Here is a 26,433-nt window from a genome sequence, read left to right as displayed (position 1 = left end):
TTGATCTTTCGCTTGAGACTCAAGTGTCTGGGGAAAGATCGCAGCCTCGTTGCACTCGACAGCTCCTACGCGCTTCTACGCAGCTTCTACAGGATTCCCTATAATCGCTGCACCCGCTAGGCCATGAGACCGGTATGACCGCTATCCACATCAAGTTTCCCGCCCTCACCCTCAAGGCCGGCCCCCGTGCGTTCGGACGGATTCGCCAGGCCGGCTTGAACGCCGTCGACGTCGGCATCCTGCCGGGCGCCGCCGGTGGCCCCAAGGCCTTGGGCATCCAGGGGCTCGACCTGGCACTGTTCGGCGAATGGCTCCCCGCCGCGCCCCGGGAACGCTCGCTGATCGGGGCCTCGGTGGGGGCTTGGCGCTTCGCCAGCGCCTGCCTGCCGGATGCCGCCGAGGGCATCCGGCGCCTGGGCACTTTGTACAACGAACAAAGCTTCGCCAAAGGCGTGACCATGGCCGTGGTCAGCCAGAGTTCGCAGCGCATGCTCGATGACTTGCTCGACGGCCGCGACAGTTCGATCCTCGACAACCCGCGATACCGGCTCAACATCATGGTGGTCAAGAGCCACGGCCTGCTCGCCCAGGATCATCGCGGCCGGCTGGGCCTGGGATTGTCGTCGGTGATTGCCGACAATCTGCGTGGCCGTGGGCGGCTGTCGCGGCATTTCGAACGGTTGATCATCCATGACCCGCGCCTGGCCCCGCCCCTGCATCCGCTGAATGACTTCCCGTCGCGCTTCGTGCCCTTGGCGGCCGGCAACCTGCGCCAGGCCCTGCTGGCGTCGGGCTCGATTCCGATGGTCATGGAAGGCGTGCGCGACCTGCCGGGCGCGGGTGCCGGCACCTACCGCGACGGCGGTCTACTGGACTACCACCTCGACCTGCCCTATAGCGGCGACGACATCGTGCTGTATCCGCACTTCACCGACCGGGTCATTCCCGGTTGGTTCGACAAGGGCCTGCCGTGGCGCCGGGGCAATGTCGAGCGCCTGCAGGACGTGTTGCTGCTGGCACCGTCCCGGGAATACCTGGCGCGCCTGCCCTACGGCAAACTGCCGGACCGCAACGACTTCAAGCGTTTCATGGGCGATGACCCAAGCCGCCGCAAATATTGGCGCACGGCGATGGACGAGAGCCGCCGGCTCGGTGATGAGTTCCTGGAACTGACCGCCAACGGTGGCTTGGGCGAGCGTTTGCTGACCCTTTAGTCAGCACGGTCGCGCAACGCCGTGATCAAACTGATAAACTCCGCCGCCTGCCTCGCGACCGCTATCTAAAGAGCCCGAACCTGTGGAAATCTTCAAAGAGTTTACCTTCGAATCCGCCCACCGCCTGCCCCACGTGCCGGAAGGCCACAAGTGCGGCCGCCTTCACGGTCACTCGTTCAAGGTGGCGATCCACCTGAGCGGCGATATCGACCCGCACACCGGCTGGATTCGCGACTTCTCGGAGATCAAGGCGATCTTCAAACCGCTCTACGAACGCCTGGACCACAACTACCTCAACGACATTCCTGGCCTGGAAAACCCCACCAGCGAAGTCTTGGCCAAGTGGATCTGGAATGAGTTGAAGCCGCTGTTGCCGGAACTCAGCGCCATCCGCATCCACGAGACCTGCACCAGCGGTTGCATCTACCACGGCGAATAAAAACCGTGGGGCCTGCCTGTAGGGTTTGCCTGTGGGAGCAAAGCTTGCTCGCGATGAAGTTGACACAGTCTCTCTGGAACCGAGGCGCCTGCATCGCGGGCAAGCCTTGCTCCCACAAAATCTAACGCCACCCTTGGGATTTTCCTGTCTCCTCAGCATTGGCCTATGCTTGGTCCCCTGAGCCATTTTCAGGGGAGTATCGAGCATGACCCACTGGCCGCTGGATCAAACCTACGACTTCAACGGACACCCCATCCGCTACGCCATTCACGGCGATGGCCCGCCACTGGTGTTCGTCCACGGCACGCCCTTCTCTTCCTACGTGTGGCACCGCATCGCCCCGCTGTTCTTCGCCACCCACCGGGTGCATTACTTCGACCTGTTGGGGTATGGCCAGTCCGCACAGCCCGATGCCGATGTGTCCCTCGGTGTGCAAAACCAGGTGCTCGCCCAACTGCTCGAGCATTGGCGCCTGGATTGCCCGGACGTGGTGGCCCATGACTTCGGCGGCGCCACGGCCCTGCGCACGCACCTGCTCAATGGCAAGGATTACCGCAGTTTGACCTTGATCGACCCGGTGGCGCTGTCGCCCTGGGGTTCACCTTTTGTGCAGCATGTCCGCCAGCATGAAGCGGCCTTCAGCGGCCTGCCCGATTACATTCAGCGGGCCATCGTGCCGACCTATATTCGCGGCGCGATCAAACGGGACATTCCGGACGCCGAACTGGCGCCCTACGTGCAACCGTGGCTTGGCGAACCGGGCCAGGCGGCGTTTTACCGGCAAATCGCCCAGATGGACGAGCGCTATACCCGCGAGGTCGAAGGCCTGTACCCGTCCGTGCGCTGCCCGACCCAAATACTCTGGGGCGAGGATGACCAGTGGATCCCCATCGAGCGCGGCCGGGCCCTGCATCAATTGATTCCGGGGGCGCAACTGCACCCGGTGCCGAACGCCGGGCACCTGGTTCAGGAAGATGCGCCGGAGGCCGTGGTGGCGGCGGTGTTGCGGTTTCTGGCGTTGCCCCCAACCTGAAGCCCCCGCCGACATTCCACTGTGGGAGCGAGCCTGCTCGCGAAAGCGCTGTGTCAGAAATGTATTAGTAACTGACACACCGCTTTCGCGAGCAGGCTCGCTCCCACAAGGAAAACTGCATAAGTCACAGAACTGTGTTCCAACTTGAATCACCACCGCACCGCTTTCGCCCCCTTCACCCACCCAATCCCCAGGATTGTCTATAAATAACCTCGCGATCACCCGTTTGGCACGGCCGCTGCACGCTTGCGACACTCCCTCATCCGCAAGGACCGCCACATGACTCAGAACGATCCGGGCAATGACTATCCCCTGAGCGAAGTGCCGCTGCACGCGCGCAAGGGCCTGGCCTCCACGGCCATGGTGCTGCTGGGTTTCACCTTTTTCACCGCGACGATGTTTGCCGGCGGCAAGCTGGGCGTGGCGTTCGGTTTTGCCGAGATGCTCACGGTCATCGTCATCGGTAATCTGCTGCTGGGCCTGTATGCCGCCGGCCTGGGTTACATCGCCTTCAAGAGCGGGCTCAATTCGGTGTTGATGGGCCGCTTCTGTTTCGGCGAGGTGGGCAGCAAGCTCAGTGATTTGATCCTGGGCTTTACCCAGATCGGCTGGTACGCCTGGGGCACGGCGACGGCGGCGGTGGTGCTGGGCAAGTATTTCGAATTGGGCCAGGGCACGGTGCTGTGGCTGATGGTGCTGTTCGGCCTGGGATTCTGTGCCACGGCCTACATCGGTTATCGCGGCCTGGAAATCCTCTCCTACCTCGCCGTGCCGGCCATGATGCTGCTGCTGATGCTGTCGATGTGGGTCGCCACGGTGAAAGTCGGCGGCTTCGAGGGTTTGCTGGCGGTCGTGCCGACGGGCAGCCTCGATTGGTCCACCGCCATTACCCTGGTGTTCGGCACCTTTGTCAGCGGTGCGACCCAGGCGACCAACTGGACGCGGTTCTCACGCTCGGCGAAGGTCGCGGTGCTGGCGAGCCTGATCGGTTTTTTCCTGGGCAATGGCCTGATGGTGCTGATCGGCGCCTATGGGGCCATCGTCTATCAACAACCGGACGTGGTCGAAGTGTTGCTGCTGCAGGGCTTCGCCATGGCGGCGATGGCGATGCTGCTGCTCAACATCTGGAGCACCCAGGACAACACTATCTACAACTTCGCCGTGGCCGGCTGCAATCTGCTCCGCACCCGTCGGCGCAGAGCCGTGACCCTCGGCGGCGCGGTGATCGGCACGCTGCTGGCGCTGCTGGGCATGTATGACCTGCTGGTGCCGTACCTGATTCTCCTGGGCACCGTCATCCCACCCATTGGCGGGGTGATCATGGCCGATTTCTTCTTCCGCTGGCGCGGCCGTTATCCGCGCCTGGCCGAAGCCCGGTTGCCGGCGTTCAACTGGCCGGGGCTGGCGGCCTATGGGCTCGGCACCGTCGCCGCGTTCAATTCGCCGTGGGTCGCGCCACTGGTAGGAATCGCCACCGCCGCGCTAACGTATGTGCTATTGATCGGCGTAATGGGTATTCGCTCCGCTGACGCGCCCCTACAAGACCTCTAAAGGATTCGCCCGATGCACATCATCAACGCCCGCCTGCGCAACCGCGAAGGCTTGCATGAACTGCACCTGGAAAACGGCCTGATCGCCAACATCGCCCGCCAGACCGAGGCCCCCAGCCTCGGCCCGGAAGACCTCGATGCCGGCGGCAACCTGGTGGTCCCGCCCTTCGTCGAACCGCACATCCACCTGGACGCCACCCTCACCGCCGGCGAGCCCCGCTGGAACATGAGCGGCACGCTGTTCGAAGGCATCGAGTGCTGGGGCGAACGCAAGGCCACCATCACCCAGGAAGACACCAGCACCCGCGCCAAGAAAACCATCCAGGCCCTCGCCGCCCATGGCATCCAGCATGTGCGTACCCACGTCGACGTGACCGACCCCGAACTCACGGCCCTCAAGGCAATGCTGGAGGTGCGCGAGCAAAGCCGTCATCTGATCGACATGCAGATCGTCGCGTTTCCCCAGGAAGGCATCGAGTCCTACCGCAACGGCCGCGAGCTGATGGAAGAAGCGATCCGCATGGGCGCCGACGTGGTGGGCGGCATCCCTCACTTCGAGTACACCCGTGACCAGGGTGTCAGCTCGGTGAAGTTCCTCATGGACCTGGCTGAACGCACCGGCTGCCTGGTGGACGTGCATTGCGACGAAACCGACGACCCGCATTCGCGTTTTCTCGAAGTGCTCGCCGAAGAAGCCCGCAGCCGCGACATGGGCGCCCGCGTCACCGCCAGCCACACCACGGCGATGGGCTCCTATGACAACGCCTATTGCGCCAAGCTGTTCCGCCTGCTTGGGCACTCGGGCATCAGTTTTGTCTCTTGCCCGACCGAAAGCATTCACCTGCAAGGCCGCTTCGACACCTTCCCCAAACGCCGCGGCGTCACTCGGGTCAATGAGCTGCTCGAAGCCGGGATGAATGTGTGTTTCGGCCAGGACTCCATCGTCGACCCGTGGTACCCGCTGGGCAACGGCAACATCCTGCGGGTGCTGGAAGCCGGGCTGCACATCTGCCACATGCTCGGCTACCGCAACCTGCAAAGCGCCCTCGACCTGGTCACCGACAACAGCGCCAAGGCCATGAACCTGGGCGAGCGCTACGGACTGGAACCCGGCCGCCCGGCGAACTTGCTGGTCCTTTCAGCGGACAGCGACTACGAAGTGATCCGCAGCCAGGGTCTGCCGCTCTACTCGATTCGCAATGGCGAAGTGCTGATGAAGCGGCAGATGCCGGTGGTGGAGTTTGCCCAGCAGCCTGGCTGACTCCCGAATACCTTGTGGGCGAGCTTGCTCGCGATGGCGGTGGGTCAGCTGCATTGATGTTGGATGTACTGCCGCTATCGCGAGCAGGCTCGCTCCCACAGGGGATCTGTGTCGTACATTCATTTCGTGCCCGCCGAACATCTACTGTGGGAGCGAGCCTGCTCGCGATGGCGTCATGCGCCGCGCCGCGCCAAACAATCTGACCCGCACCAGCTCCCCCGCCTCTTCCTCCAACAAGATCGGCGCAGTACCGCCGGGCATCACCACCCGCACCGCCCCCGCCTTCACCCAACCCACCCGCCACGCTGCACAGGCCACCGCGCTGGCGCTGGTGCCCGAGGACGCGGTAGGGCCTTCGCCCCGTTCAAACACCCGGGCGGCGATTTGCCCTTCGGCTTCGAGCCTGGCCCATTGCAGATTCACCCCCCTGGGGCATGGAACACCAGCCCCACCGGGCGCCGCATAAGCGATGCGGGTCAAGCACTGTGACAGCGCCGCAGCACGCATCTGCGCATTGCTTGGCAACGCCTCGGCCCCCTCCACCAGCGTCACGCAATGCGGATTGCCCATGCTCACGAACTGGCTGTTGCCCCACGCCGGGTCCAACCGCTCAAGCGCCGCCACACGGCTGACATCACGCTGGTTGAACACCACCGTCTCGACCTCTTGGGCGCCAACGGCCCGGGGCCCGAACAGCGGTTTGCCCAGGTCCAGCCAGAAACCTTGCACCCCTTCGAATCCAGCGGCGCGAACCGAGGTTTGCAGCGGTGACACGCCGTCGGGTTTATCGTGATGAACCTGCAGCACGCAATCACCAGGCCCCGCCATCAAGCCCTGCTCTCGCAAGGCCTGGGAGAAGATCGTCAAGCCATTGCCGCTGCGCTCGGCCAGTGTCCCATCGGTGTTGACGATCAACAGATCAAAGGGCGGTTCGTTCTGGAACGGGCCAATCAGCAAACCGTCACTGCGATGGGCCTTGGCATCCGGCGGCGCTTCGCCCGGCGCCCAGACGCAGAAGGCGTGCACGGCCGCCGTTGTCCAGGACTCACGTGCCTGTGCGGCCTGGGTGGCTGACTGAGGCAGATCGATGCCGAGGTCGCGGACCTGCTGCGGTGAAGCGACTCCATAAATATTGCCGCGTGCGTCATAAAACTGCGTCATGGACCAGACCCACTATCAACCACCAATGGGCCGCTACTTTATGTCGGCAAGGGCCGGGGGAGCAAAGCTTGCTGGGCAAGCCGGCCATTCCCGTCGGCACCTTGGGGTCGCGGTGCGGTCAGTGGATATGCAAGCATAGGCCCCTGCCTGCATCACCGCACCGCACGAAAGCCAAGGACGTTCCATGACTGCCATTACGCCCCCGCCCACCTTTGTTCCCGGACGCCTGGAACAGATGTCCACCCGCATCGCCTACCTCATCGCCGGTATCGGCATCGCCGCCTGGGCGCCGCTGGTGCCTTACGCCAAGGTCCGGGCGAACCTGGATGAAGGCACCCTCGGCTTGCTGTTGCTATGCCTGGGGGTCGGGTCGATCCTGGCGATGCCGATTTCCGGCGCGCTGGCGACGCGGTTCGGCTGCCGTCGGGTGCTCAGCGGCGGCACGATCCTGATCTGCCTGGCGTTGCCGTTGTTGGCGACGATGACTTCCCTGCCCTGGCTGGTGGCTGCGTTGTTCCTGTTTGGCGCCGGGCTCGGCACCGTCGACTCGACCGTGAACCTGCAAGCGGTGATCGTCGAGCGGGCCAGCGGCAGGACCATGATGTCGGGTTTCCACGGCATGTTCAGCCTCGGCGGGATCATTGGCGCAGCCGGCGTGAGCGCCCTGCTCGGCCTGGGTCTTTCGCCGCTGGGGGCGACGCTGGTGGTCAACGGGGTGCTGCTGGTGGCGTTGTTCAAGGCGGCGCCGCACCTGTTGCCCTACGGCAGTGAAAGCTCGGGACCGGCGTTCGCCATTCCCCACGGCGTGGTGCTGTTTATCGGCATCCTGTGTTTCATCGTGTTCCTGGCCGAAGGCGCGGTACTGGACTGGAGCGCGGTGTTCCTGACCACCGAGCGCGCGGTGGATGCCGCCTATGCCGGGTTGGGTTATGCCGCGTTCGCACTGACGATGACCGTCGGGCGCTTGACCGGTGATGCGGTGGTGCATCGCCTGGGGGCCAAACGCGTGATCATTTATGGCGGATCGATCGCGGCGGCGGGGTTCCTGCTGGCGACCCTCGCACCGATGTGGCAAGCGGCGCTGCTGGGGTATGCGTTGGTGGGCGCGGGGTGTTCGAACATCGTGCCGGTGCTATACACCGCCGTCGGCAAACAGACCCTGATGCCGGAAGCCATTGCCGTGCCGGCCATCACCACCATCGGCTACGCCGGCATCCTCGCCGGCCCGGCGTTGATCGGCTTCGTCGCCCATGGCAGCAGCTTGAGCTTTGCCTTTGGGCTGATTGCGCTGTCGCTGGTGGCGGTGGCGGCCAGTGGGAAAGTGTTGAAGGTCTGAGGTCTCCACGGACCTTGTGAGCAAGACTTGAGTTTCCACAGGCCTTGTGGGAGCAAGGCTTGCCCGCGATGAAGATGACGCGGTCCTTTTGAGACCGAGGTGCCTGCATCGCGAGCAAGCTTTGCTCCCACAGCGTAAAGCTCACTCGATCCTTGGCCAGATCAGAACCCCACACTCGCCTGCACAAAGAACGTCCGCGGTGCGCCGACATAAATGCCTGAGTTGTTGTCGCTCGAGCGTGTGTAGTACTGGTGGTCGAACAGGTTCTTCACCCCAGCGCCGACTTTCAGCTTCGACAGTTGTTCACCGAAGTCATAACCGGCGCGCACGTTCCAGAGCACGTAGCCCGGCATGTCGCCGTACTGCCCATCGGCGCTGCCATCGGTGATGTAGTCGCCGCTGAAGCTGCCATCGGCGTTCACGCTGTTGCCCGGTGAGCGTTGCTTGGACTGGGCGAACGCATCGAGATTGTAGGTCCAGCGATTGACCTCGTAGCGCAGGCCCACGTTGGCCACCTGGCGGGAATAGAACGGCAAGTCACGGCCCTTGAAGCTGGGGATCTCACCTTCATACGTCGCCCGGGTGTAGGTGAAGCCGGCGTTGGCGGTGAGGCCTTCGAGACGTGGGTCGAGCGCGGCCATGTCGTAGTGCACGGAAGCTTCCAGACCCTGGTGCTTGGTCGCGCCCATGTTGGTCCAGCCCACGTCGTTGCTGATGTATTGCAGCTCGTCGTCGAAGTCGATGTAGAACAGCGTCACTTCCCCGCCCCACACGTCATCGTTGTAGCGCGTGCCGATCTCGTAGGTCTTGGCCTTTTCCGGGCTCAGGCCGTTAGCAGTGTTGTTGCCGTCGCCGCCCTGGCCGAGCTGGAAATATTGCAGGCTGCCGAACGAGGTTTCGTAGTTGGCGAACAGCTTCCAGGCGTCCGACAGGTGATACATCACGCTCAGGGCCGGCAGCGGCTCGTTGCTGTCGATGCTGCGGCGTTTTTCCTGCACGGGACGGCCGGCGGTGTCGAGCACCGGACGGTCGTGCCATTCGGTGCTGATGCTTTCGAAGCGGATGCCCGGGGTGATGGTCCAGTTGCCAACATCGATCTTGTCATCGATATACACCGCGTGGGCTTCAGTGCCGCCGGTACGGTCCTGGTAGACGTGGCCGTCGGAACCCGGGCCCACCACTGGCTTGTTATCCACCAACGCCAGGCGGCTAGCCTCTTCGTGCATGCCTTCCTTCAAGTAGCGATAACCGATGCTGGCTTCCTGGGTGGTGGGCCCCAGGTCAAACACGTGGGAGACCCGAGGCTCGATGCCGAAGGTGTAATAGGTGCGGGGGTAAGACACCAGGTTGCGCTGGTCCCGGGAGGCAATGGTGCTGCCACGGTAGCTGTCGGAGTAATAGGTCAGCACCTCGGCCTGGGTGCGCTCGTTGATCTCGCGGATCCATTTGAACGACACGTCCTTGCGTCGGCCGCTGAAGTTGTCCCAGTCGCGGTCGGACTGGTACGGGTCGGCATCGTATTGGGCCTGTTTCAGACCACCGGGCATGTCGGCCTTGGCGTCGTAGTAGTGGAAATTCAGCGAGAAGTCATCGACATCGGTCGGTGCCCAATGGGTCTTGAGGATCACGTCGTCGATGTCGTTGCCGTTGTTGCTCTGGCGATAGCCGTTGCCGTTGACGCCCGAATACAACAGCGCCACGCCCAGGCCGTTGTCGGCGGTGCCACCGAGGAAGGCCGTGTCGATGTGCTTCCAGCCGCCGCGCTGGGAGGTTTCCAGAGTGGTGCCGATTGTACCGGTGGCTTTTTCCGGAATGGCACGAGTCACAAAGTTGATCACCCCGCCGACGTTCTGCGGTCCGTAGCGCACGGATCCGGCGCCACGCACCACGTCAATGCTGTCCAGGTTGCCCAAGGCAATCGGCGCCATGGACAGTTGCGGCTGGCCGTAGGGCGCGAATGCCGCCGGTACGCCGTCGATCAGTACCGTGGAGCGCGGCGACAAGCGCGAGGTCAGGCCGCGCACGCCGACGTTCAGGGAAATATCGCTGCCGCCGGTGCCGTTGGCATCCTGGACCTGCACACCCGGCACGCGCCGCAGCACATCGCCGACATTCATGGCGCCCTGCTCCACCATCGCTTCGCGGCGGATCACCGTACGCGCGCCGGGGTGGTTCTGCACCACCTCGGCATTGGCATCGCCGAGCCAGTCACCGACCACCTGGATCTCAGTGGCACCCAGCTCCAACGGGCCAGCGCTGGAGGCCGAGGGCGCCGGCAACACGGTCGCCGATCCATTATCGAGCTGGTATTGCAGGCCGCTGCCCTGGAGCAATTGACGCAAGGCCGCTTCCGGGGACAGATTGCCGTCCACCGCCGGCGCTTGCTTGCCCGCCACCAGCTCGGGGCTGAAGAACACCTGCAACGCGGTTTGCTGGCCGAGCTGGCTCAAGGCTTGGCCCAACGGCTGCGCCTGGATGTGAATGGCGGTGGCGGCCTGGTCGGCGAATGCCTGGGGCAGTGCGGCGCTGACCGCCAGGGTCAGGGCCAGCGGCAGCCAGCGTGCCGAGGTACGGTTGTTGTTTTTGGCGAGGGTTTTCACGTCGAACCTTGTCCTGTTGATCGCAAGAATACGCGTCTGTTAATGCAAACCAGTTGCAGTTGGACAAGAAGACGATGAACTCGGAAAAAACCTGAATTTATTTCGCAACTATTTCCTGGCTGCCGTCATCCAGCGTACGCACGGCCACCGGCAGGATGTTCGGCAGCGCCTTGAGCAGTGCCTCGGGATCGTCGGCGCGGAACACGCTGGTCAGGCGCAGGTTGCCCACCGCCGAGCTGCCGACCCGCAGGGGTTGGGGGCGATAACGGGAGACTTCTTCCGCCACTTCTTTGAGTGGCGCATTGTCGAACACCAGTTTGCCGCTGCGCCACGCGGTGAGCGCCTCGGCGTTGACCGCGTAAGGCGTGGTGACTTGGCCCTGGGCATCGATCTGGGTGCCAAGCCCCGCCGTCAGGCGAACGAACTGAGCCGGGGGTGCGGCGCGTCCCTGGACCTTGACGCTGCCCTGCGCTACCGCTACCCGAGTCTTGTCGGCGTCACGGCGCACATCGAAGCGCGTTCCGGTGACCGTCACCTGGCCGTTGCCCGTCTCGACGGTGAAGGGCCGGCCCGCATCATGCTCGACCGTGAACAACGCCTCGCCTTCAGCCAGTTCCACCCGGCGTAGATGATGTGCAAATTCTATGCGCACACGGCTGCGGCTGTTGAGGTCGATCACAGAACCGTCCGGCAAGGCAATATGCCGACGCTCGCCGAAGGCGGTGGCGTATTCGCCGCTGTAGTCGGTGGAAGAACCCAAGCCGCTGAACAACCCCAACCCCAGCGCCACCGCGAACAGCCCGGCGGCAACCGCGTAGCGCAGCAGCGGCCGACGCTTGGGACGTTCGGCCGGTGGTTCGCACAAGGCTTGCAGGCGTTCCTTGGGCAGCAGGTCGGTGGCGCTCCATATGCCCTGCAGCAATTGGATTTCGTCGCGGTGGTTGGGATGTTCGTCCAGCCAGGCGTTGAAAGCCTGGCGCTCTTCGATACTCATGGCGGGCGCTTGCAAACGCACGAACCAATGCGCCGCCGCGTCGCGAACCCTGTCCTGCCCGCACGGGCATTCACGGCTATCCATCATGGAAGGTCCTGTGGCTCAGGTGAAAGAGGGCGACGGATCATTGGCCTGGTCCGTCCAGGCGATCGCGCAGATGCCGCAGGGTGCGGATCATATACTTTTCCACCATGTTTTTTGACAGGCCCAAGCGCTCGGCGATTTCCGCCTGGGTCAGGCCTTCGATCTTCTGCCAGACGAACACTGTGCGGCAGTTGGCCGGCAGCTCGGCCAGCGCCCGCTCGATGGAGTCCGCCAGTTGGATCGCGTGCATGAAATGCTCCGGGTCGCCCGAAAACGACTGGCCAGGGTCGATGACAGCCTCTTCCATGGCCCCCCGTCGATCTTCGCGCCGATAGCCATCCACTGCAATGTTGCGCGCCGTCTGATGCAAATAGGCCCGCGGCTGCTCGACCCCGCTCGAATCGGCCTCAAGCACCCGCACGAAGGTGTCGTGAGCCAGGTCCTCGGCCTGCTGGCGATTGCGCAGGCGACGGGTCCAGGTGCCGATCAACTCTTCGTAATGCTCGAAAAAGCCGGGTCTGCGGGGCAGCTTGGGGGTCATCGCGGCGCGCTGTGGAGACGGGGCGTGAATAGTAATTGTTATTATTAAGGTGAAGCAAACCGATTATATCCGTGTGGGAGCAAAGCTTGCTCGCGATGGCGGTGTGTCAGTCAATGGGGCATGGACTCTTGGACCGCTATCGCGAGCAAGCTTTGCTCCTGCAGGTTTGCTCCTGCAGGTTTGCTCCCACAGGTAATTTTTTCTTCTGATTACGCCTCAGGCATCTTGCGAAAGCCCACCGCCAAGCGATTCCAGCCATTGATGGCGTTGATTGCCACGGTCAGGTCGACCATTTCCTTGGGGCTGAAATGCTCGCTCAGCAAGGCATAGTCGGCGTCCGGTGCGTGGGTGTCGCTCAGGCGTGTCAGGGCTTCGGTCCAGGCCAGTGCGGCGCGTTCGCGGCCGGTGAAAAATGGTGCTTCACGCCAGGCGGTCACGGCGTACAGGCGACGTTCGGTCTCGCCGTCCTTGCGGGCATCGGCGGTGTGCATGTCGATGCAGAAGGCGCAGCCGTTGATCTGTGAGGAACGCAGCTTGACCAGCTCCAGCAGGGACTTCTCCAGGCCCAGGTTCGAAGCGGCGTTTTCCAGGGCCAGCATGGCTTTGAAAGCGTCGGGGGAAGCGGTGTAGAAATCGATGCGCGGTTGCATGGTGAACCTCCAGGACAGCAATTGGGTGTAGCGCTACGTTAGCGGTGCAGGGGCGCGGTACAAATAGCCAATTGTTGGGAAGTTCGGGTGGCCAATGGAGGCCGATGCTAATCCTTTGGGAAGAACACGAATCTATCGTGGCGAGGGAATTGTGGGAGCAAGGCTTGCCCGCGATGGGTGCGATGCAGTCCTTCAGATATCGAGGCGCCTGTTTCGCGAGCAAGCTTTGCTCCCACACAGCGAGGGAGCGGTGCTTGTCGTTCAGATACGGTTCAGGCCCGGCTGCGCAACCATTGCAGGAAGCGTTTCTTGGCGATCGGCTTGGGGGCTTCGCGAGTCAGGTTCTGGGCCAGATGCATGCGCACATCCAGCAGGTTCTTCATCGCGTCGTTGATATCGCGACGGGCTTCGAGGCACGGCTTCAGGTAGCTGTTCTCGATGCGATACAGGGTGCAGAAAGTCTTGGCGTTAAAATTAGCCAGCGCCGCCTGGTCGGCGACGATCCCGGCTTCGCCGATCACTTCCCCCGGCCCCATGCGTCCGCCCTCGAGTGGCTGGCCGTTGCGCATGAGGGTCACGCTGACCACCCCGGACTCAATGATGAACAGATGATCGCTGACCTCTCCCGCCGCGAGGATCACATCGCCTGCACGGAAGGTCTGCAGGGTCATGTTCTGGGCGAAGGTATCTTTCTCATCCTGGCGCAGGGTGGAGAAAATGTTCGAGCTTTCCAGCAAGGCCCGGGGCCGCGACACCACCGGGGGCGTGGCGCTTTCGCTGGTGGACAGCAGGCTCACGCCGGACGCCTGCAAATGCCGGAACGCCAGGTCGAACAACTGGTTGCGCACCGTGCGTTTCTGGGCCATGGAGGCGACGAACCCGCTGATTTCATACTCCGCGCCGCCACCGCCGCTGCTTTTGAGGGCAACGCTGGGGGCCGGGCTGGCGAGCAGGGAACGACAGCCGATCGTGGCCCGCTCCAGCGCGTCGATCACGGTTTGGGGCCGCGCATGAGGGCTGACCTGGACACTGATGGACAAGCCATGGACATCGCTCGGCCGGCTGAAGTTGATGACCTTGGCCTTGGCCGCCAGCGAGTTGGGAATCACCGCCATGCTGCCTTGGGCGGTCTGCAAGCGTGTGGCTCGCCAATCGATGTCGGTGACCCGGCCTTCGGTGCCGTCGATGGAAATCCAGTCATCGAGCTGATAGGGCTTGGTGGTGTTGAGCACGATGCCCGAGAACACATCGCTGAGGGTGCTCTGCAAGGCCAGGCCGACGATGATTGCCATCGCGCCGGACGTCGCCAGCACGCCCTTGACCGGCAGGTCCAGCACATAGGCCAACGCCGCGATGACGGCAATCAGGAAAATCACCGCCCCCAACAAGTCCTGCAACAAGCGCCCGGTGTGGCCAACCCGTTGCATCAACGCCGCCACGATCAACACCGTCAGGGTTCGCGCGGCAAACAGCCACCAGGTGATCTGCAAACCGGTCGCCGCCAGGTGCCGCGGCACATCGTCGACCCACTGCGCCGGCACCATGGGATTGAGGCCTTCGTTGAACAGCAGCACGCTGAACAGCGAAAAAATCACCAGCCTTGCGCCGACTTTCCAATAGATCCGATCCGCACTGACCAAGTGCCACATCAACAAGTCGAACACCAGCAGTGCCAGGGCGCAGAGCAACGGGTGCTCGGAGATCAGAGACAGCATCGGAACAGCTCCAGGAGGGCGATTGGCGAAGATTGGCACAGATTTGACGAGAGTGTACCGGACGCCCAAATCCTTGTGGGAGCGAGCCTGCTCGCGAATGCGGTGTAACAGTCAATCCATTGTTGAATGTCCTACCTTATTCGCGAGCAGGCTCGCTCCCACAATAGATTCGTGTTGCTGCTTAGTTAGCGTTCAGTCTTGCATCCGGCCAAAGCGTCCGGAATGGAAATCCTCGAACGCCTGGTGAATTTCCTGCTCACTGTTCATCACGAACGGACCATGGCCGACGATGGGCTCGTCGATCGGCTCGCCACTGAGCAGCAGCACCACCGTATCGTTATTGGCTTGCAGGTTCAATTGGTCGCCGGCCCGGTCGAACAGGGCCATCTGCCCGGCTTCGATTCGTTCGCGGCCATTGGCCTGGACCGAGCCCCGCAGCACTACCAAGGCGGTGTTGTGCCCTTCGTGCAGGTCAAGGGTGAGGTTTTTATCGGCATTCAGGCGAATGTCCCAGACATCGATGGGCGTGAAGGTCCGCGCCGGGCCTTGATGCCCTTCGAAGCGCCCGGCGATCAGGCGCAGGCTGCCGGCGTTGTCCTTCAGGGCGATATTCGGAATGTCGCCCTTGACGATCGTCTGGTAGCCGGCCGGGGCCATTTTGTCCTTGGCGGGCAGGTTGACCCACAACTGGACCATCTCCATGAACCCGCCCTGCCGGGCGAAGGCTTCGGAATGGAACTCTTCGTGGATGATGCCGGAAGCGGCGGTCATCCATTGCACGTCGCCCGGACCGATCTTGCCACCGCTGCCGGTAGAATCACGGTGCTCCAGTTCGCCCTGGTAGACGATGGTCACGGTTTCGAACCCACGGTGCGGGTGCTGGCCGACGCCACGCCGCTCGGTGGTGGGCATGAATTCGGTGGGGGCGGCGTGGTCCAGCAGCAAGAACGGGCTGATGTGCTTGCCCAGGTTGTCGTAGGAAAACAGCGTGCGCACCTGGAAGCCATCGCCGACCCAATGGGGCCGCGGGCTGGTGTAGAGGCCGATGATGTTTTTCATGCCGTGTCTCCAAAAAATCAGGTACTGCGATTCGATGGAGATAGCTTAAAACCGACACCCTTGAAGCACTAGATGGCAAAAATCGGCTTTAGCGTTCCATATTGAGAACGATGAAGAACCTGTGGGAGCGAGCCTGCTCGCGATAGCGATCTGTCAGTCAATGATGCATTGACGTATAGGACGCTATCGCGAGCAGGCTCGCTCCCACAGTTTATTTGGGGTGGTTCATTTAGAGGTGATTGCGCTTGGCAAACTCCGACAACCCCACCAAGGATTGCAAGCCGAGTTTTTCCAGCAGGCGCATCTTGTAGGTGCTGACGGTTTTCGGGCTCAGGAACAGGCTTTCGGCAATGTCCTTGCCGCGCATGCCCATGGCCAGCATGCGCAAGATGGACAGCTCGCGGGTGGAAAGGCTTTCCAAGGCCTGTTGCTCGCTGCGTTGCTGGAAATCCAGTCGGACAGTCGTCTGGGGGAAAAAGGCATAACCGGACTTCAACGCCTGGATGGCCTTGGTCAGCTCCTTGAGATCGCTTTTCTTGGTCACAAAGCCCCGGGCCCCGGCCGAGATGCAGCGGTTGCAGAAGTGCTGCGCGTCCTGGGAGGTAAACACCAGCACGCTGCATTCTGGAAACTGGGCCATGATCCACACCAGCAGGTCCAGACCATCGAAACCGTTCATCACCAGGTCCAGGATCACCAGGTCTGGCGCGCCCTCCTTGATGAGGGCCCTGGCATCGGCCACTCCGCTGGCGTCCCGGATGTGGGTGAATGCTTCACTCTGGCAAATAAGCCGCAGCGCCCCTCGTATGACAGGGTGGTCATCCACGATCAACACGTCTTTCAAGGCAGCTCCCCAAAACAATACAAACGGCACCGGCACCATGACCGCATCGGACTCTTGCACAAGCATCCGGCCCTGCCACCTGTCAGACCTGACAGTGCGGACCAACGGTCTGGATCAATCTCCATGACCCAGCCTGAGGGGGCGCCCCCACGCCTGCAACGGCTCATTGACCTGAGGATCAACTCGCTCCATCAAACCCCGCAGCGAAGCCAGGCCAGGCAGTGGCGCCTGGCTCAAGTGCAGTCTTGATCGACGCGCCACAGGCGTCGTCGACTGGCTGGTCGGTTGCGCGTTGTAAAGCATCCCGTGGCGAACCTGTGGGTTATAGACAACAAAATCGTGCAGATCCAGTGCGCCACCGGCCAGTTGCGCGTTGACGACAACCAGGTCGAACGGCTCGCTGCCGTACTCCACCAGTGTCAGCAACTCCTGCAAATGGCTTACGGGCACAATCCGGAAATAGCCCAGTTGATTGAACAGACGCTCCAGCACGATTCGATGGGTATGTTGGGTATCGGCAATCAGGATACGAAGTGCTTTGTTCGGCATGGCAAGCTTTCCAATAGCAACGCGCCAGGTAGGCACCGGCTCAAGAACATTAAGGGCGCTCAGGCTAGAGGAAGTGTTTGAAGGGCGATGTAGGATTATTCCCAAAATGAAGCCAGACACAGCCCCTGCGGTGAAGGAATTGATTCTCTGCCCGGATTTTGTAGGAGCTGGCGAAGCCTGCGATCTTTTGATTTTTCGCTTGGGACTCAAGTGTCAGGGGAAAGATCGCAGCCTCGTTGCACTCGTCAGCTCCTACCGGTCCTATTCCGCCATGTAGGGTTTCAGTTGTTCCGCCAGGTGGTCGATGGCTTGGCGTAGGTCTTCCACGGCTTCGGTGAGTAGCGACACGTTGCCTTCTCGGCAAGCCTCTTCCAGCGCGTCGCAGGCAGCAATCAGCCGTTGCGCCTGGATAATCCGCGCCCCGCCCTTGATCCGGTGCGCCAGGTCCGCCAAGCCCGGCAAGTCTTGTCGGGTGGCCAAGTGCAGCAGCCGCACGAGATCTTCGGCATTGCTGCTGACCAGCTCTTCCAACAACGCCTTCATGGCGCTCGTGTCGCTGCCGGTCAGTTGTTCCAGACCGGCCAAGTCAATGCCATCGCTGGACTGGCGCGCGCGCGCATCCGGCGTCACTGACACCAGGCACGCATTGAGCTCCCTGAGGCCGATGGGCTTGAACAGGCAATCGTCCATCCCAGCCTCGGCGCAGCGCTGCTTTTCCTCAGGCTGGGCGTTGGCCGTGAACCCCAGGATCACTATCGGCGACAGGTTGCGGTCGCGCTCTTCGTCGCGAATGGCCCGGGCCAGTTCGTAGCCGCTCATCAACGGCATGTTGCAGTCGCTGATGACCACATCGAAATGTTCGCGGCGCCAGGCTTGCAGGCCGTCGATACCGTTTTGTGCCTCCTGGACACGATGGCCCAGGTAGCCCAGTTGCTGAGACAGCAGCAAGCGGTTGGCCGGGTAGTCGTCGACCACCAGGATACTCAGCGCCCGGACCGTCGGCAGCGCCTCGTCCTGGCGGGGCGGCATCGTCGGCAGCGCGTCGAGCACGGGCAGGTCCAGCAAGACTTCAACCTGCGTGCCCTGCCCTGGCACGCTGTGTAACGCCAGGGTGCCGCCCATCATTTCGCACAAGGTGCGGCTGATGACCAACCCCAACCCGGAACCGCTGCGGGCCGACTGGGGGTGATGGCCGGCCTGGGTAAAGGGACTGAACAGACGACGCTGGTCCTCGGGGGAAATACCGCAACCGGTGTCCTCGACCCGCAGGCGAATGCCCAAGTGTTTATGCTCAGGGTTCAACTCGCCGCGCACACTCAGGCGCACTTCACCCTGGTCGGTGAACTTGATGGCGTTGCCCAACAGGTTCGAGACGACCTGCTTGAAGCGCAAGGGATCGACCAACACGTCGCGATTGACCGTCGCATCCAGTACCCAGTGCAAGCGCAGGTGTTTCTGCCAGGCCAGGCCCTCGAAGATCCGCGCCACCGACTCGATCAACCCGTGCAGATTGGCCCGTTGCGGCGCCAGCGACAGCTTGCCCGACTCGATGCGAGCGATATCGAGGATGTCGCCGATCAAGTCCAGCATGCCATGGGCAGCACCCGACGCGACTTCGATGGCGAACCGGTCCACGATGCCCTGGTCGGCTTTCTTCAGAGCCAGCTCCAGCAGGCCGATCACCGCATTCATCGGCGTGCGGATCTCGTGGCTCATGGTCGCCACGAAGGTGGTCTTGGCCCGATTGGCCTCGTCGGCGCTTTCCTTGGCCACGCGCAACTGCTCCAGTAGGCGCCGCAGATAAACGCCCCAGCCCAAGGCCACCAGCAACAGCAGCGCAGCCACGGCAAAACCCTGGAGAATCGTGGTGCGGTTGCGCAGCCAATAACTGTCGTCGATCACCACTTCGCTGCGCCAGCGGTTGGTCAGTTCGTCCATCTCTTCCGGCGTGATGCTCAACAGCGCCTTGTCCAGGATCGAGTGAAGCGCCAATGCGTCCCGGTTCGTCGCCAGGGCAACGTGCGCGGGCAAGGTGCCCACGGTGCTGGTGACTTGCAACGTGTCACGGTACTGGCGGGAGATCATGTAGCGGGCGCTGATCAGCGGATTGATCGCCGCGTCCGCCGTGCCGGCGGCGACCATGGCCATGGCGTCGGCCGCGTTCTGCGCCGCCACCAACTGCACCCGTGGGAACTGCTCCAGCAGGAACTCACGCAGCACGTTGCCACGCACCAGCGCCAGGCGCTTGCCGGCCATCTGGTCCAGGGTCAGCGCCTTGGCCTTGAGCGGCACCACCAGCACGAACGGGTTCGCCAGGTAGGGTCGGGTAAAACGCAACTCGTCTTCGAGTTCGCCGCTGGGGATGGCGGTGGCCAAGACGTCGGCCTTGCCGCTCTTGATCTGGCCGATCAAATCGTCAACCGAGTCGCCCCGCTGCACATCGAATTTCAAACCGGTGCGCAAGCTGATCCTGGCCAGCACATCGGCGCCGATGCCGCGCAAATGGTCTTGTTCATCGAAGAACGTCAGCGGCAGGAAGTTTTCGTTGGCGGCGACTTTGATCCGTGGATGGGCATCCAGCCAGCGCTGTTCGCTGACGCTGAAATGCAGCGTCTGCTGACCCGGCATGCTGGCGCCACCGGCGCTCCAGCGCCGCAGGATGATCATGCGTTCGCTGGCAGGAATGGCGTGCAGCGCGGCGTTGACGATGCGCAGCACCCGCGCATTGTCGCGGCTGACCGCAAAGGCGAACGGCTGCACTTCCAGGCGCGAGAAATCGGCCAGTTGGACGTTGTTCAGGTAATTCTTGCTGATGAGGTAGTTGGAACTGATCGAGTCTCCCAGGTAGACGTCGGCCTGACCAAACGCCACGGCACCGATGGCGCTCAAGGTCGAGGGAAACAATTGAAAGGCAGCGTCGGGATAAAACGCCTCGACCGTCTCTGGCGGCAAGTAGTGATAGAGCATCGCCACGCGCTTGCCGGCCAGGTCCGTGGGCAAGTCCTGGCTGTCGTCGATGCGGGCCACGAGGGTGGGCAAGTCATCGGCATAGGCCTGGGACATCGCCAGGTCTGGATCGGCGGCTTCGAAGCCATTGGCGGTGCCAAGCAGGTCGATCTCCCCGCCGCGCAGGGCCTGGAGCGATTCGGCACGGGACGGGTAGCGCTGGACCTGCACCTTGATGTGCAGGAGTTGCCCCAGCAATTGTGCATAGTCGGCAGTCAGGCCTTCATAGTCGCGACCATTGCCGGTGATGCTGAAAGGCGCATAGTCCGGCGCCGAGGCGCCCAGCAGCAACGTGCCCTTCTGGCGCAACCAGGCCCAGTCGGCGGCGTCGAGGGACACCGAATAATCATCCACATGGGAGCGTCCGAGCACCTGCAAGGTCTCAGGCGCCGCGCCCACCTGCGGCGCCACACTCAATGAGCCCAGCAGCAGCGCCACCAGGCCTGTGCGAAGAAGCAGCATCATCTGGTCGGGGTGTTTCGCTTGGCGTAGTCGGCCCGGAACACCACCGACTTCAGTCAGGGTGACCGGTTAGGGGTTCAGACTGCCAATACGAGGGAACAGCGAACCGTCGGTGCGCCTGTCGAACAGACGCATGACATGAGTGTAGGAAGTTTCTGAAGAATTTCCTGCGAGTGACCTGAAGCCGGTATCGCACAAGGGGGCCGGGTTGGCTGATAGATTTCCTGCAGTGACTTGGGACTTGTGGGAGCGAGCCTGCTCGCGAATGCGGTAGGCCAGTCACATTGATAGCGGCTATCACACCGCTTTCGCGAGCAGGCTCGCTCCCACAAGGGGGTTGGGTTGGCTGTAGATTTCCTGCAGTGACTTGAGACCTGTGGGCGCTACACAGCGGCGAGCAACCGATCGCGCACCGGACGCGCCTGCCCACGATTGTTCCCATGCTCATACAGCGAGCCGGCGATTTCATCGGCACGCACCGGCAGGATCGACAACAGGGTGTCGCTCAGGCCATGGCTGGCCTGGCAGAAGCCCTGCATGTAGATCGCCGCCTTGCAGCGCTCGTCGGTGATCAGCTTGTAGTTGCGATCCACCTCGAAATCCCCCAGGTACTGCGCCAGCGGCTCCAGCAGGGTGCGGTGCATCTGCCGCTCATAACCGGTGGCCAATACCACGGCGTCATAACGGCGCACCGTCAGCTCGCCGGTGGCGTTGTTGCGCACCGCCAGCTCCACGCCGGCGTCAGTGGCCGTGGCTTTCTCAACCGTGGTGAGGGTACGGAACGCATGACGGGCGATGCCGGAAACTTTCTGGCGGTAGAAAATCCCGTAGATGCGTTCGATCAAGTCGATGTCCACCACCGAATAGTTGGTGTTGTGGTACTCGTTGACCAGGCGCTCGCGCTCGCTGTGGGGTTGCTGGAACACCAGGTCGGTGAATTCCGGCGAGAACACTTCGTTGACGAACGGGCTGTCGTCCGCCGGCTTGAGGGCCGAGCCGCGCAGGATCATGTCCACCTGCACCGAAGGGAAACTGTCGTTGAGGTCGATGAAGGCCTCCGCCGCGCTCTGCCCACCGCCGATGATGGCGATGTTCATCGGCTGGCCCTGCACGCACGGCTGGCTCGCCATGCGCTCCAGGTACTGGGAATGGTGGAACACCCGCGCATCATCCTTGAACGTCTTGAACGCCTCGGGGATGCGCGCGGTACCGCCGGCACTGACCACCAGCGAACGGGTGGTGCGGATCAACTCCTCACCCTGGGCATCGCGGGAAACCACCCGCAGCGCTTCGACCTGTTGGTTATGCAGCACCGGTTCGATGCGCAGCACTTCCTCGCCATAACGGCTCTGCTCGGTGAAGTGTCCGGCCACCCAGCGCAGGTAGTCATTGAACTCCATGCGGCACGGGTAGAAGGTGCCGAGGTTGATGAAATCCACCAGGCGACCGTGGTGCTTGAGGTAATTGACGAACGAATACGGGCTGGTGGGGTTGCGCAGGGTCACCAAGTCCTTGAGGAAGGAAATCTGCAATTCGCTCTGGGTCACCAGGGTGTTGCCGTGCCAGCGATAATCGGCCTGCTTGTCGAGGAACAGCACGTCCAGTTCACCCTGGACCGGCCCCCGCTCCTGCAGCGCGATGGCCAGCGCCAGGTTCGAAGGGCCGAAGCCAATGCCGATCAAGTCGTGAACGATGGGCGATGCAATTGCCTGTGTCATGTCCAGTGTCCTCTGGAGAAGCCCCTCAACAGGGCACGAAAAGCCTGGGAAACCTGACCGGCGTTCGAGGCGCCGGCAAGTCGTCTGTTGAGAGGAACGAGGACAATGAAAAAAAATTTACCGCCGGGTGACCGGCGACGATCGAATCAGGGCGCGTCCCACTGTCGCACGCGAACGCGGCAGTGCTTCATGGCGTTGACGATGTGCTTTTCCACCAGCGCCTGGGAAATGCCCAGGCGCTCGGCGATTTGCGGGTGGGACAGGCCTTCGAGCTTGCGCAGCAGGAAACTCTCGCGGCACAGCGGCGGCAGCTCGGCCAGGGCGCGCTGCAGCATGTCCAGGCGCTGGCCATGGTCGAAGCTGATGTGGGGCGATGGGGTAAAGAAGCGTTCTTCGCTGTCCAGCACATCCAGGGATTCGACCTGGCGCAGGGTATTGCGCCGATGCCCGTCGATCACCAGGTTCAGCGCCGTGCGGTAAAGGAACGCCCGCGGCTGTTCGATGGGCGTGTCGCTGGCGCGCTCCAGCACTCGCACATAAGCGTCATGCACCACATCCTCGGCCGCCTGGCGGTTGCCTAGCCTGGCGTTCAGGAAACACACCAGCTCGCGATAGTAGTTTTCCAACATGACTCCCGTGCGCATAACTGCGACAGCTATCCCTGTGCCACCCGGCATGCCTGAAAAGGGCATGGCACGATAGTGGCAGATTCAATCGCGTAATTTATAGTAATTCTCATATAGATTTAAAGCGTTGGTTTGTATCAAGGCTGATTCGTTTACTTCAACCGCCGCCAGGTATTGCTTTTGTGGCGAGGGAGCTTGCTCCCGCTGGCCTGCGCAGCAGGCCCAAGGCAGGTAACACCATTAAATCTGACATAACCGGGATTCAGGTTTTAGGGCCGCTTCGCGCCCCAGCGGGAGCAAGCTCCCTCGCCACAGGGGCTGTGGCGCTGCAATTGATTTTTTCCAACCTGCTACCAAGTGTTTCACACCAGTAAATTCCCGCCCGGAACGCTCGTCTACCAGAACAGCTTCCCGTCCCGGCCCTCCGTGCGACGGGCCCGATATCACCGGCCGGAACCCTGCATGAAACGTCCCCGCCCCACCCGACGCGCCTGGCTTCTCACCTTCGCCCTGCTGCCGGCCGTGGCTTTCGCCGCTTGGCAAGCGGTCGGGCCAAGCCGGGCGCCCCTGGTCACCGCACCCGTTACCCGGGGCGATATCGAAAACAGCGTCACCGCCCTGGGCACCTTGCAACCGCGGCGCTATGTCGACGTCGGCGCCCAGGCGTCTGGGCAGATCCAGAAGATTCACGTAGAAGCCGGCGACGAGGTCCGTGAAGGCCAACTGCTGGTGGAAATCGACCCATCCACGCAAAAAGCCAAGCTCGACGCCGGGCGCTTTTCCATCGAGAACCTCAAGGCCCAGCTCCAGGAACAACGCGCCCAGCACGACCTGGCGCAGCAGAAATTTCGCCGCCAGCAGCAACTCAAGGCCGGCGGCGCCACCCGCGAGGAAGACGTGCAGACCGCCCAGGCCGAAGTGCGCGCGACCCAGGCACGCATCGACATGTTCCAGGCGCAGATTCGCCAGGCCCAGGCCAGCCTGCGCAGTGACGAGGCTGAATTGGGCTACACGCGCATCTATGCGCCGATGAGCGGCACTGTGGTCGCCGTCGGTGCCCGGGAAGGCCAGACCCTCAACGCCCAGCAGCAAACCCCGCTGATCCTGCGCATCGCCCGGCTGTCGCCGATGACGGTCTGGGCCGAGGTCTCGGAAGCCGACATCGGCCACGTCAAGCCAGGCATGACCGCGTACTTCACCACCCTGGCCGGCGGCAGCCGGCGCTGGAGCAGCACCGTGCGCCAGATCCTCCCGGTGCCGCCGCGCCCGCTGGAAGCCAGCCAGGGCGGCAGCCCTACCGGTGGCCGCAGCGGCAGCGAACGGGTGGTGCTCTACACCGTCTTGCTGGACGTGGACAACGCCGACCGCGCGCTGATGACCGACATGACCGCCCAAGTGTTTTTCGTCGCTGCCCAAGCCAACGACGTGCTGACCGTACCCATCGCCGCATTGCAGGAGGCCGGCCAGGTGCGGGTGCTGGCCGCTAATGGCGATGTCCAGCCACGCACCGTTCGCACCGGCGTCAGCGATCGGCTGCGTACCGAGATTCTCGACGGCCTGAGCGAAGGCGACCGCGTGCTGATCGGCCCGGCCAGCGGCGGCGGAGGCTGAATGAACACGCCCTTGATCGAACTGCGGGACATTCGCAAAGCCTACGGCGGTGGCGACAGCCCGCGGGTGGAGGTGCTGCGCGGCATCGATTTATCCATTCATGCCGGGGAATTCCTGGCGATTGTCGGCGCGTCCGGCTCCGGCAAATCGACCTTGATGAACATCCTTGGCTGCCTCGACCGCCCCACCAGCGGCGAGTACCGTTTCGCCGGCGAAGACGTCGCCAATCTGGGCAGCGATGAATTGGCCTGGCTGCGGCGAGAAGCCTTCGGCTTCGTGTTCCAGGGCTATCACCTGATCCCCTCCGGCACCGCCCAGGAAAACGTCGAGATGCCGGCCATCTATGCCGGCACGTCCGCCGCCGAGCGCCACGCCCGGGCCAGTGCCCTGCTTGACCGTCTCGGCCTGGCCAGCCGCACCGGCAACCGCCCCCATCAACTCTCCGGCGGCCAGCAGCAACGGGTGTCGATTGCCCGGGCCTTGATGAACGGTGGCCACATCATCCTCGCCGACGAGCCCACCGGCGCCCTCGACAGCCAGAGCGGCATCGAGGTCATGGCCTTGCTCGACGAACTGGCGAGCCAGGGCCACGTGGTGATCCTGATCACCCACGACCGCGAAGTGGCGGCCCGGGCCAAGCGCATCATCGAGATCCGCGATGGGCTGATCATCAGCGACAGCGCCACTGCTTTGCCGGGCGACGCGCCAGCCAACCCAAGGGCACTGCAAGCCGTGGACCTGCGCCAGCGCCTGAGTGCCGGCAGCGAACACAACGGTGCCTGGAAAGGCGAGCTGGTGGACGCGGTGCAGGCGGCGTGGCGGGTGATGTGGATCAATCGCTTTCGCACCGCCTTGACCCTGCTCGGCATCGTCATCGGCGTGGCTTCGGTGGTGGTCATGCTGGCCGTGGGCGAAGGCAGCAAGCGCCAGGTCATGGCCCAAATGGGTGCGTTCGGCTCGAACATCATCTACCTCAACGGCAGCGCGCCCACGCCGCGAGCCGCCAAGGGCATCATCAGCGAATACGACCTGGCCGCCCTCGCCGCCCTGCCCGAGGTGCAGCGCATCATGCCGGTCAACGGCGCCGAAGCCAGCGTGCGTTTCGGCAACCTCGACCACACCAGCTACGTCGGCGGCAACGATACAAACTTCCCGATCATCTTCAATTGGCCAGTGGCCGAGGGCAGCTACTTTACCGATGCCGACGAACGCGGCGCCGCGGCGGTGGCAGTGATCGGCCACAAGGTCCGGCAGAAGCTGCTCAAGGACGTCGCCGACCCCATCGGCCGCTACATCCTGATCGAGAACATGCCATTCCAGGTGGTCGGCGTGCTGGCGGAAAAAGGCGCCAGCTCCGGGGATTCGGACGCCGACAATCGCGTCGCCATCCCTTACTCCGCCGCCAGTGTGCGGCTGTTCGGCACTCGCCATCCCGAGTACGTGGTGATCGCCGCCCGGGACGCCGGCAAGGTCCAGGAGGCCGAGCAGGCGGTCTCCCGGACGCTGTTGCGCCTGCACGACGGCAAGCAGGATTTCGAGCTGACCAACAACGCCGCGATGATCCAGGCCGAGGCGCGTACCCAGGGCACGCTGTCGCTGATGCTCGGGGCCATCGCCGCGATTTCGCTGTTGGTGGGCGGCATCGGCGTGATGAACATCATGCTCATGACCGTGCGCGAACGCACTCGGGAGATCGGCATCCGCATGGCCACCGGCGCCCGCCAGCGCGACATCCTGCGCCAGTTCCTCACCGAAGCGGTGATGCTCTCGGTGGTCGGCGGGCTCGCCGGTATCGGCCTGGCCCTGCTGGTGGGCGGCGCCCTGCTGCTGGGCAAGATCGCCGTGGCCTTCGAATGGCTGGCGGTGTTCGGCGCCTTTGGCTGCGCCCTGGTCACCGGCGTCGTCTTCGGCTTCATGCCTGCCCGCAAGGCCGCCCGCCTCGACCCGGTGGCGGCCCTCACCAGTGAATGAACCCCACTT

The 26,433-nt window shown here is 63.1% G+C and carries 20 protein-coding genes; 8 read left to right on the top strand and 12 right to left on the bottom strand.

What is annotated here, in order from left to right:
* The first annotated feature begins 134 nt into the window (after positions 1-134).
* From J3361_RS22330 to codA, 5 genes are all read left to right on the top strand, one after another.
* The gene (locus J3361_RS22330) at positions 135-1,214 is read left to right on the top strand and encodes a patatin-like phospholipase family protein (protein WP_207966352.1); all 1,080 of its coding nucleotides are present in this window, start codon (positions 135-137) and stop codon (positions 1,212-1,214) included.
* An 82-nt stretch (positions 1,215-1,296) separates the two neighbouring features.
* Complete coding sequence (queD, locus tag J3361_RS22325; protein ID WP_025212792.1) at positions 1,297-1,653, top strand: 6-carboxytetrahydropterin synthase QueD; 357 nt, start codon at positions 1,297-1,299, stop codon at positions 1,651-1,653.
* 205 nt (positions 1,654-1,858) lie between these two features.
* A complete protein-coding gene (locus J3361_RS22320) occupies positions 1,859-2,686 on the top strand; it encodes an alpha/beta hydrolase (protein WP_207966351.1) in 828 nt (275 codons plus the stop codon).
* Positions 2,687-2,965: 279 nt separating this feature from the next.
* On the top strand, positions 2,966-4,237 hold the full coding sequence (codB, locus tag J3361_RS22315) for a cytosine permease (RefSeq protein ID WP_207966350.1): 1,272 nt from the start codon (positions 2,966-2,968) through the stop codon (positions 4,235-4,237).
* Between the two features lie 12 nt (positions 4,238-4,249).
* Positions 4,250-5,497: a cytosine deaminase gene (gene codA / locus J3361_RS22310; protein ID WP_207966349.1), complete on the top strand. Its 1,248-nt coding sequence runs from the start codon at positions 4,250-4,252 to the stop codon at positions 5,495-5,497.
* Between the two features lie 141 nt (positions 5,498-5,638).
* On the opposite strand, the gene J3361_RS22305 is transcribed toward codA, so the two are convergent.
* Positions 5,639-6,658 carry a diaminopimelate epimerase gene (locus J3361_RS22305; RefSeq protein ID WP_207966348.1) on the bottom strand — a complete coding sequence of 340 codons (1,020 nt, stop codon included), beginning with the start codon at positions 6,656-6,658 and terminating at the stop codon, positions 5,639-5,641.
* Between the two features lie 184 nt (positions 6,659-6,842).
* Between J3361_RS22305 and J3361_RS22300 the strand changes: the two genes are divergently transcribed.
* A complete protein-coding gene (locus tag J3361_RS22300) occupies positions 6,843-7,994 on the top strand; it encodes an MFS transporter (protein WP_207966347.1) in 1,152 nt (383 codons plus the stop codon).
* 161 nt (positions 7,995-8,155) lie between these two features.
* Here the strand turns inward: J3361_RS22300 and J3361_RS22295 are convergent, their stop codons facing one another.
* The 11 genes from J3361_RS22295 to J3361_RS22245 all read right to left on the bottom strand — a co-directional run bounded on the left by J3361_RS22295 (position 8,156) and on the right by J3361_RS22245 (position 22,845).
* On the bottom strand, positions 8,156-10,594 hold the full coding sequence (locus J3361_RS22295; RefSeq protein WP_207966346.1) for a TonB-dependent receptor: 2,439 nt from the start codon (positions 10,592-10,594) through the stop codon (positions 8,156-8,158).
* A 97-nt stretch (positions 10,595-10,691) separates the two neighbouring features.
* On the bottom strand, positions 10,692-11,675 hold the full coding sequence (locus tag J3361_RS22290) for a FecR family protein (RefSeq protein ID WP_207966345.1): 984 nt from the start codon (positions 11,673-11,675) through the stop codon (positions 10,692-10,694).
* A 37-nt stretch (positions 11,676-11,712) separates the two neighbouring features.
* Positions 11,713-12,213 (bottom strand): sigma-70 family RNA polymerase sigma factor, encoded by a 501-nt coding sequence (locus J3361_RS22285; RefSeq protein ID WP_207966344.1) that lies wholly within the window; start codon positions 12,211-12,213, stop codon positions 11,713-11,715.
* 209 nt (positions 12,214-12,422) lie between these two features.
* Positions 12,423-12,863, bottom strand: coding sequence for a carboxymuconolactone decarboxylase family protein (locus tag J3361_RS22280; RefSeq protein ID WP_053123536.1), 441 nt, complete (start codon positions 12,861-12,863; stop codon positions 12,423-12,425).
* A 272-nt stretch (positions 12,864-13,135) separates the two neighbouring features.
* Positions 13,136-14,578 (bottom strand): mechanosensitive ion channel family protein, encoded by a 1,443-nt coding sequence (locus J3361_RS22275; RefSeq protein WP_207966343.1) that lies wholly within the window; start codon positions 14,576-14,578, stop codon positions 13,136-13,138.
* Positions 14,579-14,770: 192 nt separating this feature from the next.
* Positions 14,771-15,637, bottom strand: a complete 867-nt coding sequence (locus J3361_RS22270; RefSeq protein ID WP_207966342.1) for a pirin family protein — start codon at positions 15,635-15,637, stop codon at positions 14,771-14,773.
* Positions 15,638-15,866: 229 nt separating this feature from the next.
* Complete coding sequence (locus J3361_RS22265; RefSeq protein WP_207966365.1) at positions 15,867-16,520, bottom strand: response regulator transcription factor; 654 nt, start codon at positions 16,518-16,520, stop codon at positions 15,867-15,869.
* A 75-nt stretch (positions 16,521-16,595) separates the two neighbouring features.
* The gene (locus J3361_RS22260; RefSeq protein ID WP_207966341.1) at positions 16,596-17,030 is read right to left on the bottom strand and encodes a response regulator; all 435 of its coding nucleotides are present in this window, start codon (positions 17,028-17,030) and stop codon (positions 16,596-16,598) included.
* A gap of 261 nt (positions 17,031-17,291) precedes the next feature.
* On the bottom strand, positions 17,292-20,501 hold the full coding sequence (locus J3361_RS22255; RefSeq protein WP_207966340.1) for a transporter substrate-binding domain-containing protein: 3,210 nt from the start codon (positions 20,499-20,501) through the stop codon (positions 17,292-17,294).
* Between the two features lie 380 nt (positions 20,502-20,881).
* Entirely contained in the window at positions 20,882-22,216 is a 1,335-nt protein-coding gene (locus tag J3361_RS22250; RefSeq protein WP_207966339.1) for a SidA/IucD/PvdA family monooxygenase, read from the bottom strand.
* A gap of 146 nt (positions 22,217-22,362) precedes the next feature.
* On the bottom strand, positions 22,363-22,845 hold the full coding sequence (locus J3361_RS22245) for a sigma-70 family RNA polymerase sigma factor (protein WP_279382092.1): 483 nt from the start codon (positions 22,843-22,845) through the stop codon (positions 22,363-22,365).
* Positions 22,846-23,304: 459 nt separating this feature from the next.
* Between J3361_RS22245 and J3361_RS22240 the strand changes: the two genes are divergently transcribed.
* On the top strand, positions 23,305-24,453 hold the full coding sequence (locus J3361_RS22240) for an efflux RND transporter periplasmic adaptor subunit (protein WP_207966337.1): 1,149 nt from the start codon (positions 23,305-23,307) through the stop codon (positions 24,451-24,453).
* On the top strand, positions 24,454-26,424 hold the full coding sequence (locus J3361_RS22235) for a MacB family efflux pump subunit (protein ID WP_207966336.1): 1,971 nt from the start codon (positions 24,454-24,456) through the stop codon (positions 26,422-26,424).
* Positions 26,425-26,433 lie beyond the last annotated feature (9 nt).

Origin of the sequence: Pseudomonas sp. OA65, assembly GCF_017498305.1 — a bacterium.
In the GTDB taxonomy this organism is placed as follows: Bacteria; Pseudomonadota; Gammaproteobacteria; order Pseudomonadales; family Pseudomonadaceae; genus Aquipseudomonas; species Aquipseudomonas zanjanensis.
This window is presented reverse-complemented; position numbering and strand designations above follow the sequence as displayed.